This is a genomic window from Gemmatimonadota bacterium (genome assembly GCA_022560615.1).
GTDB lineage: Bacteria > Gemmatimonadota > Gemmatimonadetes > Longimicrobiales > Gaopeijiaceae > UBA1138.
Genome location: JADFSR010000044.1, coordinates 15233 through 29194, shown reverse-complemented (window position 1 = coordinate 29194; position 13962 = coordinate 15233). Strand labels below are relative to the sequence as shown.

The 13962-nt window shown below is 62.1% G+C and carries 8 protein-coding genes; 2 read left to right on the top strand and 6 right to left on the bottom strand.

Features of this window, described 5'->3' with window-relative positions; translation table 11 throughout:
• From IIB36_17500 to IIB36_17475, 6 genes are all read right to left on the bottom strand, one after another.
• Positions 1-1434, bottom strand: a 1434-nt coding sequence (locus IIB36_17500; protein ID MCH7533534.1) for an ABC transporter permease, incomplete at its 3' end; no start/stop codon positions are given.
• 347 nt (positions 1435-1781) lie between these two features.
• Positions 1782-5927, bottom strand: a complete 4146-nt coding sequence (locus IIB36_17495) for a phosphodiester glycosidase family protein (protein ID MCH7533533.1) — start codon at positions 5925-5927, stop codon at positions 1782-1784.
• Between the two features lie 11 nt (positions 5928-5938).
• Positions 5939-7213, bottom strand: coding sequence for a glycosyltransferase family 4 protein (locus tag IIB36_17490; GenBank protein ID MCH7533532.1), 1275 nt, complete (start codon positions 7211-7213; stop codon positions 5939-5941).
• Between the two features lie 4 nt (positions 7214-7217).
• Entirely contained in the window at positions 7218-7610 is a 393-nt protein-coding gene (locus IIB36_17485) for a hypothetical protein (protein MCH7533531.1), read from the bottom strand.
• A 748-nt stretch (positions 7611-8358) separates the two neighbouring features.
• Complete coding sequence (locus IIB36_17480; GenBank protein MCH7533530.1) at positions 8359-8943, bottom strand: peptidylprolyl isomerase; 585 nt, start codon at positions 8941-8943, stop codon at positions 8359-8361.
• A gap of 58 nt (positions 8944-9001) precedes the next feature.
• A complete protein-coding gene (locus IIB36_17475; protein MCH7533529.1) occupies positions 9002-11716 on the bottom strand; it encodes a hypothetical protein in 2715 nt (904 codons plus the stop codon).
• A gap of 141 nt (positions 11717-11857) precedes the next feature.
• On the opposite strand from IIB36_17475, the gene IIB36_17470 reads away from it, so the two are divergent.
• A complete protein-coding gene (locus IIB36_17470) occupies positions 11858-13522 on the top strand; it encodes a Zn-dependent hydrolase (protein ID MCH7533528.1) in 1665 nt (554 codons plus the stop codon).
• Between the two features lie 95 nt (positions 13523-13617).
• The gene (locus IIB36_17465; GenBank protein MCH7533527.1) at positions 13618-13953 is read left to right on the top strand and encodes a PadR family transcriptional regulator; all 336 of its coding nucleotides are present in this window, start codon (positions 13618-13620) and stop codon (positions 13951-13953) included.
• Positions 13954-13962 lie beyond the last annotated feature (9 nt).

Genomic DNA, 13962 nt, shown 5'->3' with positions numbered 1-13962 from the left:
GAACATTCGCGCGCGCGACTCCGCGTCGGGATACACCGTCGGGAACAGTACGACCTGTGCGAAGAAGACACGCTCTGCGTCATAGGGGAAATCGAAGTCGTTCATGACGACCATGTTCTTCGCCATGAGACCCGACCCCACCAAGAGCGCGCACGAGAGGGCGACCTCGCCGACGACCAATGCGCGGCTCACTTTCCCCATGTGCATACCGGTCGCGCCGTGCGACTCGTCCTTCAGAATCCCGTTGACATCGGCTTTCGAGATCTGGTACGCCGGCAAAGCCCCTACCGCGATGCTCACGAAGAACGACGTGCCTATCACGAACGCGAGTGCGGGCAAGTCCAACGCGACCTCCATCCAGGACGGACGAACCTGCAGCGTGGCCGTGTCGAACGCCCGGATGGCGCCGAACGCGATGAGGGTACCGACCACAGCCGACGCACAGGCTAGGAGGACCGCCTCCGAAAAGAACGGCAATACCACCCGGAGGCGCCCACCGCCGATGGCCGTGCGCACGGCGACTTCTTTCATGCGGAGCGTGGCTCGGGCGAGTAGCAGGTTCGCCACGTTTGCGCACGCTACCAGCAGCAGGAGGATCACCGACACCATCATGGCGATGAAGACGACGCCGAAGTCCAACGGTGTCTGCCACGCCGACCACGACATGAAGCGGATGCCCACGCCCTCGTTGGTCTCCGGGTGCTCGCGCGCCAGCCCGTTCGCGATGGATGCCAGCTCGAGCCGTGCCTGATCGAAGGTGACGCCCTCGTTCAGACGGCCCATTACGGTGAGCGGGCGCTCCCCTCGCTCGACCTGCGAGGGAATGTCCCGCATCGGCAGCCAGATGTCCTGGCCGGTCGGAAATGAGAATCCCTCGCCCATGACCCCGATGATCGTCGCCTGCTCGCCGTTGGCTCTGATGGTCCGCCCCAGGACCGACGGGTCCGCGCCATAATGGTTCTGCCACGACTCGTGACTCAGGATCGCGGTCAGCGGCGCACCCGGCTCTTCATCTTCCTGGATGAATGACCGGCCCAGTACCGGCTGAACCCGCAACACCTGGAACGTGTTGGTGGTCACGAACGCGCCACCATACCGTTCCGGATTGGCTCCCTCGCGGCCCACGTTGACCGTGCCGTCTCTCCAGCCGAACAGTCCCTCGAAGGACTCCTGTTGCTCGCGCCAATCCCAAAGGTCGTGCACGGGAGGCCGGCGCTGGTCGACGTCCTCGGAGACATTGGTTTCCCAGATCAGCGTGAGCCGCTCGGCCTCGGGCAAGTCCAATCCCCTGAGCCAGATGCCGTACACGACGCTGAACATGAACGCCGACAGCCCGATCCCGACCGAGAGCACGAGGACTGAGATGATGGCCGACGCAGGTCTCTTCAAGAGGCTGCGGTAGCCGAAAACGAAGTCTTTGAACAGAGCGTTCATGGCTTGGGCTCCAGCAAGAGACCAACGAGCAACCGTACGAGATCGAGGGCGTGTGGGGCTCTATTCGATGACGCGCTCGGAGGCCGTGGTGCACGACCCCGACGAACTCTGGGCCGCTGACGGCCTAGTGGCCTTCGCCGGCGGTAGCGGCCTTCTAGGGCTGCGTTCAGGCGGGTGATGGGGTCGGGCATGCGCTCAAGATCTGGTGATCTCTGGTGCTTCGTCTTCCCAATCCCACACACACCAGGCACCGACACTGTCTCACGGGGGAGATGGCAAGCTCGGCGGGTTCTCGCGGCCGATCGGGGCCTAGTGGGACTAGGCTGCCTCCCACCAAACGCACCTTCTCAGAAGCCGATAACCGCATTGCCGACGGCTCGGGGCTGGGGGGGCATGGAGTAGACGTTTCGTTCGTAGTCCCGGTTGTACGGACTGATGTTCAACGTTTCCTCCCCGACCACGAGTGTGCTGCTTCCCCCGGGATCAAAGCCCATGGCGCTCTCCGCGCCGCGTGCGGAAAGAATCTCGGCCATTTCCACATGGGTTGCACCGACCGATTCTCGGATGCGTCCGTTCACGGTCAACACCGAGAGCGTACCGCTCCCGTCGACTCCGACCGCAATCTTCGGCCCTCTCATGTCGAGGTAGTCGAGTCGAGCCGCCTGTGTGGCGATCGAATTCTTGGTCTTCCACCCCTCCGCCTCCAAATCGATGCAACTGCGGCCACCGGACACGAGCATCGGCCCCGCTTCCACCGCCTGGGCCACGTCGACCAGATCCGGTAGCTCGAAATCGAGCTGGGTGCCATCAACCCATCCATCCGGCAGCTGACCCCTGGCGAAGGAGAGACACAGTCCGACCGGCAACACTGGAACGTCCTGACCGGCGCCGGTGTGGATCACCTCCATCACTCGCGCGCCGGCCAACCTCACCAGCGTCCGTCCATCCCCGGGCAGCCCGTTTCCGGGGAATAACAGATCGTAGAAACAGGGTCCCGCTCCCGGTGTCACTGCGTTGTAGGAGCAGGGGTCGAAGTCCACCGTGATGCCCGCCCCGCTGACCCGCATGCCGAACCGAGTGCTGACCCTCCGAATGGATAGCGAGTCGTCTTTTCCCACCAGTAGTGCCGGTTTGTCGAAGAGTGGGGGACAGATGACCTCGCCGTCTGAGATGATCAGGCCCAGCGGAGAGCCGATGTAGGACTCCGGCAAGGCAAGTTTGCCCACGAGCTCGGCGTTCAGGATATAGCCTCCGTTCCACGCGATACGAGCCTTTACTTTTGCACCCTGGTTGAAACGCTTGATGAAATCGAGCACAGTGCGGGGTGGTCCGTCAGACCAGATCATGCGGTAGCGCATCCCTGCGCTCGGTGGCACGCTGGCCAGCGCACCGGACCAGGGGAACCCGTCGGCGTAGAGCCCCTTGATGGCCTGCGCGGTGACCGCGGACTGCTGTTTGGCGGGTGGCGTTACCAGTTTCTCGAGGACACTCACGACGGGCGATCCTCGCTCTTGGGCGTCTCGCCGCAATTCCTCGAGAACTTCCTTTTCACCCAGTCTCTCGCACGCCCTGCGGAACAGTGGCCCCTTGAACGTCTCGCTGAGGTCGCGCGCGGTCTGGATGGGCGTCGGGTAGGCGAGTGTGGCCCTGAGGCTAGCAGGCACCCACTGGACGTAGCCGTCGCCGGGCGAGAGGCTCATCACATTGGCCGTGAGCACATCAGGCACTTGTCCGACGTGGAACCGCTCGATGTCGACTATGTCGGTGGTGAGGGACGCGTGTTCGGTCGCTCCGATCAGGAATCCACGCCCGGCGCGCACCTCGGCGAGCACGCGAAGGGCACGCTTGCCGAGTTGCCTGATGTCGATGCCCACCGAGATCTGGTTGGTCGGAACGACACTGCAGACGCCGTTTTTGAACAGCAACCGCAGCTCCTCGTTGCCGATCTCATTGATGTAAGCCTTCAACGTATCAGCGGTGAGGTGGTTTCCCAGTGGGTTGCTGCGCTGAAAGATGTAGATAGGCGCCAGCTGTTTGCGCCTCAGAAGTTTGTCGGTCATCGGTTCGTGGGTCTCGAGACCGAGTCGGGCACGCACCGCTTGGAGGATGAAAAGCTCGATCTCCACCTGTAGCGAGCTACCGGCGAAATACGCGATGGGCACGTCGGTCTGCAGGCGTTCCCAAAGCTTGGCCCGATCGTCGATCGCGAGGGATCCGCCGCACCTTTGTTCGAGCATCAAATCCCAGTTCGAGAAATGGGACGCCGCGTGACGGGTCGCATCAAGGGAAGGCGGCGGTGCGGCAATGTGCGCGAACAACAGGTTGATGACACCTGTAAGCTCGTGCCACGTGAGGTTGTGATACTTGAGGTTCCAGCGGTTGCGATGCCGATAGGCGAACGCGTGGTCGAACATGATCGGCAGGTCGCCCCCTCGAACCAGGAATAGATTATCCACGCAATTGTAAAACTCGTGGAACTTCTCGCGACTCAGGGTCGACGGGTCCGGGTTCCTGTACACCAACTGCTCTGCGAATGCGAAAGCCATCCCGCGCTGGCGCTGTTCTTCGACGCGGAAATAGCTCGGGTCGATGAGCGACTTCAACATCAGCATGAACCCCATGCGTCCGTGGCCCGGGAGGTAGTCGCGATTGTCGGTATTCATCACTGTGCCAAGTTCGCCGCGATGACGTCGCACTCGCCTCTCGAACCGCGACAGCGCTTTCGACGCGGCCTCCAGGTCACGATCGTTTGCCCGAAGTTGTCGGTGGAGCTGTCGGAAGCAACTCTCGAAGTCGCGAGCCAGCGATTCCATCGACCAGCGATTTTCGACGACCTGGCGGTTTTGTGCGGTGGCCGCCCTGAAACGCAGCGGTTGGAGCAAATGCTCTTTGACAGACGTGATGAGAGCGGGCGTGATCCGATTGCGAAAAGAAGTCACCTCCAATCGCTCGTCTCGTGCCAGGTGTTCGCCAATCACTTCGGCGAAGACATCCTCCGGATCGTAGCGCCGCGTCATTATCGAAACACCGCAGGCGGCGGATTCTATGATTGGCAGGCCCCGGCCCTCGGTTTCACTCGGTAGTACCACGAGTGATGCAACCCCATACAGGTCGGCGATCGTACACGGCTGGTCGAACTGCTTTCGAAAATCCGGGTAGTCGATCCCGCTGAACAGCAACGCAAAAAACACCCGATCCCGCACGGACTCGGGAAGCCGGGACACGCACCTGTCGAAGTCACGCACCAGCCTAAAAAAATAACGTTCGTTTTCGCCCGCCACCGGTCCCGTAACCAGCAGCGTAAGCTTGAGGTTCGGAGAGTCGTGGAAGGCGTTGATGAATTCCGCATCGGAAAACAGACGCGAAATGATGCGAAAGTTGGCTTCGATTTTCTTGCGCCTGATGATCCGAGTGGGCTGAAGCAGGATCATGTTGTCGCGGACAAAATCCACGTTTCTCATTTCTCGGACCGCTAGCAGCAATGGCTGCGGACGATCGGCCGCCAGCGGGTGCTTTCGCAGGATTGCAGTGCCCGAATTGGCGCCGAGCCGCTTGCGTGATCCCGTCAGGAGACTGGAGAGTTGCCGTAGCACCTCGACGCGCCTGGAGCGGTTGATAGGTGCGTAGAGGGCCGTGTTCACGGCGGTACCCAACTCCGCGACGTTGGCCGGGTTGTGGCCAAACCGCCGCACTAGTTGGGCCGATTGATTGCGGCTGATGTTAGCCGAAATCCAAGTACGCGACACCCAGGGATAGATCATTTGGATGATCGAGAATACCTCGCCCAGGTGCCAGTTGGTGAAGAAGTGGTCGCGCGGTCCTGCAGGACTCCCCTCCTTCCGTCGTGCCGTGCCCCCCTCCCAGTAGAAGTCGTGGTTGTTGGCGATGACTGGAATGCGCATATGTTCGGAGATCAGCACGAGGGCCAGGGCCAGGGCGACATTACCCGGGTTAGAATTGACGTTGATGACGTACAACAAACGAATGTCGCAACGCTCGATCAGCCTTCCGAGGCGTTTCGCGAGAACGAGCACGTCATCCCAGAGCGAGAGAATCAGGGAATTGTAGAGAGGGCTTCCCCGCTCCATGCGACGATGGAAGAAGTCCCTGTAGAGGTGCCAGTCAGCAAATCCGCTAATTTCGGGCAACACGTGGCGCTCGACCCTGAGACCCATGATCGGTTCCGCGCGAACATCGAAACGACCCGTGATCAAGTGGAGTCGCGGCTCCGGCAGTATGTGCCGCATAGCCTCGGCATATTTCGCAATTTCCACCGTGACGCCATCCACCGAGCAGTGGAAGGTCACCAGCCCCACTCCGCGACTTATGTGCCGGGCGAAGGCGTCGAAATCATCGTCGAAATTCAGGCTCGGTGTGCCGCGCCCGTCGCGGAGCCGGTCGAGCATCAACCCCAGGTCGAACCAGGTGCTTATATCCTCTTCTCGCAGGGCATCGATCATGCGGTCCGCGCTGTAGCGCCGTCCTCGGTGCACGATGACTCACCTCACTGCGGAAAGATCGCCTGCAGCTTTTGCTCCAACACCTCGAACGAGAAGTACTTCCGCCCGAGTTCGAAGTTATGCTCGGCGATTTCCACTTGGAGTGCCGGATCGTGGATAATCCGGTCGATTTCGGCCACGGCCTCGTCCGTGAGGTTGCTGTCCTCCAGCATCACGGTCTTGAAGCCGTGGCTGCCGATATCCGGCCAGTAAACGGGTTTGTAGTTGTTCACGAAAACGGGTCTGCGGGCGACGACCGCCTCGACAAACGCGTTTCCGAAACCCTCGTAGGTGCTGAAATAGGTGCAGGCGACGGCGTGTGCGTAGGCGTCGGCCAGGGAGAAAATCCGCTCGCCCGTACTCGACGATCCCCGGCCGCTGAGAAGCTTGTGGTGGGCGAAGATGACCCGGTCTTTCATACCGTTCCTCTCGATCTGCCTGAGAAGCTCCCTGTAGTAGCCCTTGCGATGATCGTCGGCCGCGCTCCCGGTGATTACCAACTTAACGCGCGGGTCTTCCAGCTGGCCGACGAGATCGATGGCAACTTCGATCCCCTTACGCCGGACAATCCTGGTAATCTGGAAAAGGGGGATGTCACGGTCCTGCAGCCCTATGCTCGCGGGCAGATGGGCGTTGTACGAATCCTTTTGCGCGAAGGGCTTATCGAAATTCATCACGTTGGGCACGACCATGGCATCGATGTCGAACTTCTCCTTGAGAACGCTCCGCTGATTGGAGTTGATCACGGCGTGTCTGGCGTGGGAGGTACGCAGGGGGAATGTCTCTTCCACTATCTGCGTGATTTCGGGGAAAGGTGAGGCGTAACGCGAGCCCCGCTCCCAGTAGAAATCGTGGTGGTGAATTACGATCGGAAGATCGAGGCGCTCTCCACAACGCATGATGCCCATGCCCAGGGACAAATGGGCCGGCAAGGACGATGCGTTCTCGACGAGAAGCACGTCGATGCGACAGTCCAGGATCCACTGGAAAATAGCGGTCGCAATGTGGCTGGCGGTCGCGTCGAGGTGACTCAGAAGTCGTTCCGCATCATCCGGTGGAAAGAAAAAAGCCCGGTTCTGCTCCCATTCGCACTCGGGGGAAAAGAATGAAAGAACCCGAAGTGCCTTCTGGTTCTCCGGTTCGATCACATCCTTTTTGAAATGACCGGAAAGAATGAATATCTCGTGTCCCATTTTCTGCAGGACTTCTACCCACTTCTCGGTCTCCAGAGCGACGCCGTCGACGTCACCGATGCGTCCGATGATAATCCCGATTTTCATTTCATTAACTCACCGTGTTTTTCTTGGGGAAAGTAGGCGAAACCGCTGTCCCCTCTGAAGACGCGGCGGCTGAAGCGAGCAACCCGACCCAGTGCTCTTGCAGATCCGGGTCGTCTTCAAGTGAGGCTCCCTCCAGCAGCGGGACAATGGTCTTTAGCGGCACAGTGCTTGGTTCAATGCCTGCGGCTTCGAGCCGGTCCTGGGCCCTAAGGAAGAGCGAGATCTGACGCCTGAACCTAAAGCTCCTAAGGTGGTCTTGAAGGATGAGGCCGATCTCTTCAAGGGGCGAGTCGATCAACTTCGCTGCGAAACCACTCGCTTTCTCAAGTGCCTTGCCCATCGCTTCCACGCTGCCTGGCAGTGCTGGGAACCCCATCTGCTCACCCCCCTCGGACATGCTCACATCTGCGACTCTGCTGCGCGCCAACAATGGCGACTGCAGCCAAGATGCGCGAGCCCAGATCTTGTCCTGACCTGCTCTAGTCCGCTCTAGTCCCTCAGATGGTGCCATTCATTCTCAGGTAGCTGTCGGAGGAAGTCGTCCACTAGAGCGAAGACGTCATGATCCTCTGCCCACCTATACATAATCTGGGATTGGAGTCGGACGATCTTGTCGAGATTGGAAGTGTGCCCCCAAGCTCCGAGGATCAGCGGGGGTGATAGCTTCTCCCCCGAGCCCTCACCCTGGTTGTTAAGAAGCAACTCGAACATCTCGTGCCAGCGGGTGGGGATGGGCAAACGCGCCCCGCGTCTCTGCAGTACTGAAGCAAGGATTCAAGCAGCCCGTCGTCGCTCATTAGTAGTGCTTGAAGTCACCTTGTGGGATGGCGTGAGGGGACGTGAAAACTGGGGGCTGCAGTGGAAGGGCGCTACCACAGCTCAATCATGAATCAAGCGCTCCACCGTCCGGTGGTCTCAGGGGCAGGGCGCGAATCTCCATCGGGGCATCGGAGTTGCTGAGGTGTGCATGTTAGTGTGCATGTTCAGGTTCACGAACCTCGTGTATCGCACAGCCGTCCCAACCCTATATGACGAGAAAACCCCCGGGATTCCACAATTCTTGCGAAATCCCGAGGGTGCTCGGCGGGCTTGTAAGGCAGGTGGCGCTGCGACCCGATAGCCACCACGACGAGGCTCGTGGCGCGCTAACCCTCGACGCGCCGAATCCGCTCGATCACGACCCTCTCCACCAACTGCTGGCCTTCGATTGCACCCATCTGGATGTCACGCACGACGTCCATGCCCTCGATGACCTGGCCGAACACGGCGAACCCCTGACCATCGAGGTTGCGGTGGCCGCCGAAGTCGAGCGAGGGCTGGTCGTTGATGCAGATGAAGAACGACGCGCGGGCCGTGTCCGGCCCACCTCGGGCCATCGAGAGCGCGCCATCCACGTGCGAGAGCCCCGTGGCCGCGGTCCGTTCGAGCGGAATCGCGGGACGCATCCGTTCGCGCATTGAACGATCCACTCCGGCCTGGATGACTTCGATCCTCACCGAGTCGTTCGGCTGATTGTCCATGCGCACGCTGCGGTAGAACGTGCCAGCGTCGTAGACACCGTCATCCACGTAGTCGAGAAAGTTGTTCGCCGTAACGGGGGCCGCACCCACAAATATCTCCGCGGTGATGTCGCCGCTGGCGGTCTCCATGCGGACGACCACCACGCCTCCGACTGCCTGGCCGGCGGCGGGCGAGGCGAGGAGCGTCCACACCAGAACGCCGAGCGCCATCGCCCGCGCCCGGCTCATCACGACGGTGGGCCGTAAGCGGGATGCCGTGGACGGTCCACTAGTTCCCGCCGGGCGTAACGGAGATCGGCATGCGATGCTCGGTGCCGTTCACGGTCAGCACGGCCGTGTACTGCCCAGCCTGCACCGTGTTCGCTCGGCGGCTGAAGCCGCCGCCACCCCGGCCGCCCTGGTCACCTTGGTCGTCGCCCATACGGTCGAGTCGCCACTCGATCTGGTGCAGGCCCGCGGAGCCGCTCGCCTCGAGCACGTTCACCATCCTACCCTGGCCGTCCTGCACCTCGAGCGAGACGTCGGCGTCCGCACCGAGCCAGTAGTGGAGGTAAGCGCTCTGCCCATTCGAGCCGGACCCTCCACGGCCGCCGCTCGGGAGCACGCCATCTTCAGCACCGAACACGTGCGAGCTCGAGGCGACGATCGCCGGGGTGAGCTGCTGGAGCTGACGCACATCGAACGCGAACATGCCGCGGCCGTGGGTCGCCACCACCATGATGTCCTCGCGGGGGTGGATCACGAGGTCGTGTACGAACGTGCTCGGCAGCTCGTGGCTGAGAGCATGCCACTGCTCGCCTTTGTTCAGCGACACGTAGACCCCGACGTCGTTCCCGGCGTAGAGGATGTTGTCGTTCTTCGGGTCCTCGCGGATGATGTTCACCGGCCCGAAGGGGATGCCGTTCGCGATGCTCTGCCACGTCTGGCCGTAGTCGGTGGACTTCCACACGTACGGGGCGAAGTCGTCGCTGCGACGCCCGTTCTGCGTCACGTAGACGGTGCCCTCGTCGAGGCGTGACGCCACCACTTCGGAGGTAAAGCGGTCGGGATGTAGACCACTCGATATATCCGTCCAGCTCTCGCCGTCGTTCATGGTCACGTGAACACGACCGTCGTCCGTGCCGGCGTAGAGCAGGCCCTGCCTGATCGGTGACTCCGAGAGCGCAACGATGGTCTGGAACTGGATGTCACCAATGCGGTCAACGTCATTGTGAGACAGGTCCGGGCTGATGCGCTCCCAATCGTCGCCCTGATTCGTCGACTTGAAGACGAAGTTCATGCCGTGGTAGATGGTGTTCGCGTCGTGCGGCGAGATGATGAAGTGCGCCAGCCACTGGCCTCGAAGCGGCGGTTCGCCCGGGGCTGCGCTAGGCACGATCGACGTGTTCTCGCCCGTCGCGAGGTTCCTGCGCGAGATCGACCCGTAGAAGCCGGCCGAATACACGAGGTTCGGATCGCGCGGGTCGATCGCATGGTGGCTGCCCTCGCCACCGGGCGCGCTGTCGAACTCGACCGCAGGAATGTCGTGGCGCCCGTTGCTGAGGTCGACGATACCACTGTACGAGCCGTGGTCCTGCACCGAACCGTACACGCGAAACGGATCGCCCAGGTCGAAGTTCACATTGAAGAACTGGACCATCGGCAGCTCGCGGAAGAACCGCCAGTTCTCGCCACCGTCGTACGAGACGTACGCGCCCCCGTCGTTGTTGTTGACCAGGTACTCCGAGTTGTTCGGATCGATGTAGAGACCGTGGTGATCTCCGTGCATCCCCGTCAGCCGACTGAACGTGCGGCCGCCGTCCTTCGAGACGTTCAGACCCAGCCCCATGACGTAGATCCTGTCCGGGTTGTTCGGGTCGACGCGCATCTGCCCGAAGACCCACCCGTACGTGCCGCCCAGATTCTCCATGAACTCGTCCTGCTCGCTCGTCCGCCTCCACGAGGAGCCACCGTCGTCGGATCGGAACACGGTCGCGCCGCGAATCACGCCGCCGCGGGGCCGTCCGTACGCGTCGACCTCGGTATCGGCATCGGCTTCGCGCGCGATCTCGTAGTTGTCGACGAACGCGTAGATCGTCTCCGGCCGCGAGCGCGCGATGTCGATGCCGATCCGGCCGCGGTACCGGGCCTCCGGCAGCCCGTCGTTGACCGGAGTCCAGTTGGTGCCGCCGTCGGTAGTCTTCCAGATACCGGAGCCTGTGAAGTAGTCCGTCGACTGCGTGAACGCCGGCTCGTTGCGCGGATCGTTGAACTTCGCCCGCCGCCGCTGCCACGTCGCGGCATACAGCGTGTTCGGGTCGGTCGGGTGGATGACCAGATCGATGGCGCCGGTCATGTCGTCTATGAAGAGGACGTTCTGCCAAGTCTCGCCACCGTCAGTCGTCTTGTAGACACCCCGATACGGATTGTCCCGGTACTCGTGACCGCTCGCCGCGACCCAGACGATGTCGGGGTCCGTGGGGTGTACGATGACGCGCGCGATGGTCTGCGTCTCTGTGAGCCCCATGTGCGTCCAGGTCTCACCCCCGTCCGTCGTCTTGTAGATGCCCGCGCCTGCGTGCGAGCTGCGGAAGATGTTCGCTTCACCGGTACCGACCCAGACGATCTCGGGGCTCGACGGGCTGATCGCGATGTCCCCGATGGAAGTCGTGAGCTGCTCGTCGAAGAGCGACGTCCAGGTCACGCCCTCGTTCTCGGTCTTCCACAGGCCGCCCGAGGCGCCTCCGACGTACATCGTATACGTCTCGCCCCGGGGCTCTGCGACCGCGACGTCCGTCGATCGACCGCTGATGTTCGTCGGCCCGAGGTGCTGCCACGGCAGCGTGGAGAAGAGGGACCCTTCGACCATCGCCCGATGTTGTTCGAAGGCCTCCAGTCGTTCGGTGGCCGACATGCGATCACTCTGGGCGGCGAGGGGGGCGGACGGCGGAACGATGAGCAAGGCCGTCGCGAGCAGGACGAAGCCGATGCGCCTGGTGTTCATGACATGGAGCCGGTTGAGCTACGAAGATGGGGACTGCGGCACTCCGCCGCCGGAGCCGGGAACGTATGAGCCGCGCTTTCCGCCACGCCAGGGGGCGTAGTAGCTTGGCCGGACGCCCGAACGGTAGACCGGAGCCGCCACATGCAGAAGCAAACTCGATCTCTGTTCCTCCTCCTCGCTACCACTGCCTTCGTGTCATGCGGCGGCGAGCCGATCGAGGACCCTGAGAACGCGGAGGAGCACGTGCGGATGCACGCCCTTCTCGACCAGTACGCGACCGTCCGCCTCGAGGCCGACGTCTCGCACCTCTCCGCCAACGACCAGGAGGTCGTCCGCCTCCTGATCCAGGCCGTGCAGCCCATGGACGACGTCTTCTGGTATCAGGCGTACGGTGATCGGAGAGCGGCGGAAGAGCTGTCGCGCGGTGACCCGGCGACGCTCGAGTATCTGCGGGTCAACTTCGGGCCGTGGGATCGACTGCACGGGGATGAGTCGTTCATCGAGGGCGTCGGCGCCAAGCCCGCCGGAGCCAACTTCTATCCACGAGACATGACGCCGGAGGAGTTCGACGCCGCGGCCGAGGACAACCCGGAGCTACAGAGCCTCTACACGCTCGTCCGTCGAAACGACTCGGGTGAACTCGTCGCTGTGCCGTACCACGAGCAGTTCGCGGAACAGCATGAGGCTGCGGCCGCGAAGCTCAGGGAGGCGGCCGAGCTCGCGAGTGATCCAGGGCTCGCCAACTATCTGCGCCTGCGCGCCGACGCGCTCGAGACCGATGACTATCGGGTGAGCGACATGGCGTGGATGGACATGAAAGACAACCCGATCGACGTGATCATCGGACCGATCGAGACGTACGAAGATCAGCTTTACGGATACAAAGCCGGACACGAGGGCTACGTGCTGATCAAGGACCTGGAGTGGAGTGGGAGGCTGTCCCGTTTCGCGGCACTGCTGCCGAGCCTGCAGCGCGGTCTGCCGGTCGACGCGCGCTACAAGGCCGAAACGCCCGGCACGGACTCTGACCTGAACGCGTACGACGTCGTCTACTACGCGGGAGACGCCAACGCCGGGTCGAAGACGATCGCGATCAACCTGCCCAACGACGAGCGAGTGCAGTTGGAGAAGGGCACGCGACGCCTTCAGCTCAAGAACGCGATGCAGGCCAAGTTCGATCAGATTATGGTCCCGCTCGCCGAACAGCTGATCCCCGAAGACCAGCGTGCTCACGTGACCTTCGATGCGTTCTTCGGCAACACCATGTTCCACGAGGTCGCGCACGGGCTCGGTATCAAGAACACCCTGAACGGCCGTGGCACCGTGCGGACCGCTCTGCGGCAGCACGCGTCGGCGATGGAGGAAGGGAAGGCGGACGTCGTCGGACTCTATATGGTCACGCAGCTCTTCGAGCGTGGCGAGCTGACCGAGGGCTCGATCGAGGACCACTACGTGACGTTCCTCGCCGGAATCTTCCGCTCCGTGCGCTTCGGCGCATCGAGCGCGCACGGACAGGCCAACATGGTCCGTTTCAACTATTTCCAGGAGGAGGGCGCGTTTGCGCGGGACGAAGCGTCCGGAACCTACCGCGTCGACTTCGACGCGATGCGCGCCGCGGTCGATGGCCTGAGCGAGCTGATCCTGACGCTGCAGGGAAACGGCGACTACGAGGGTGTGGAGGCGTTGATGACCGAAAAGGGGGTCGTCCCGCCGGAGCTCCAGGGCGACCTGGACCGGCTCGACGCGCTAGGGATCCCGCGTGATATCGTGTTCGAGCAAGGAATCGGAGTACTGTTCGGCCGCTAGCGGCTCTCTGCAACTTTTTGCTCCCCTAGAGCGTCTACAAGAATAGGGGCGCTCCTATAGAGCGTCTAGGAGACAACACTCGGGGAACGAAGCTCGTGACAACTGCACGCACCGATCTACTTCAGGGCACGCTCGAGCTCCTCATTCTCAAGACACTACAGATCGGGGAACCGATGCATGGATGGGGCGTGGCTGTGCGCATCCAGCAGCTCTCCGAAGATGTCTTGCAGCTCAATCAGGGCTCCCTGTATCCCGCGCTCCATCGACTGGATCACAAGGGATGGATTCGCTCCCAGTGGGGCGTCTCCGAGAACAACCGCCGCGCGAAGTTCTATCGGCTCTCGGCGCTTGGACGGAGACAGCTCGCGGACGAGCAAGAGCACTGGGACCTCTTCACCGGTGCCGTGCAGCGGATCCTGACGGCGGACTAGGCGACGGGG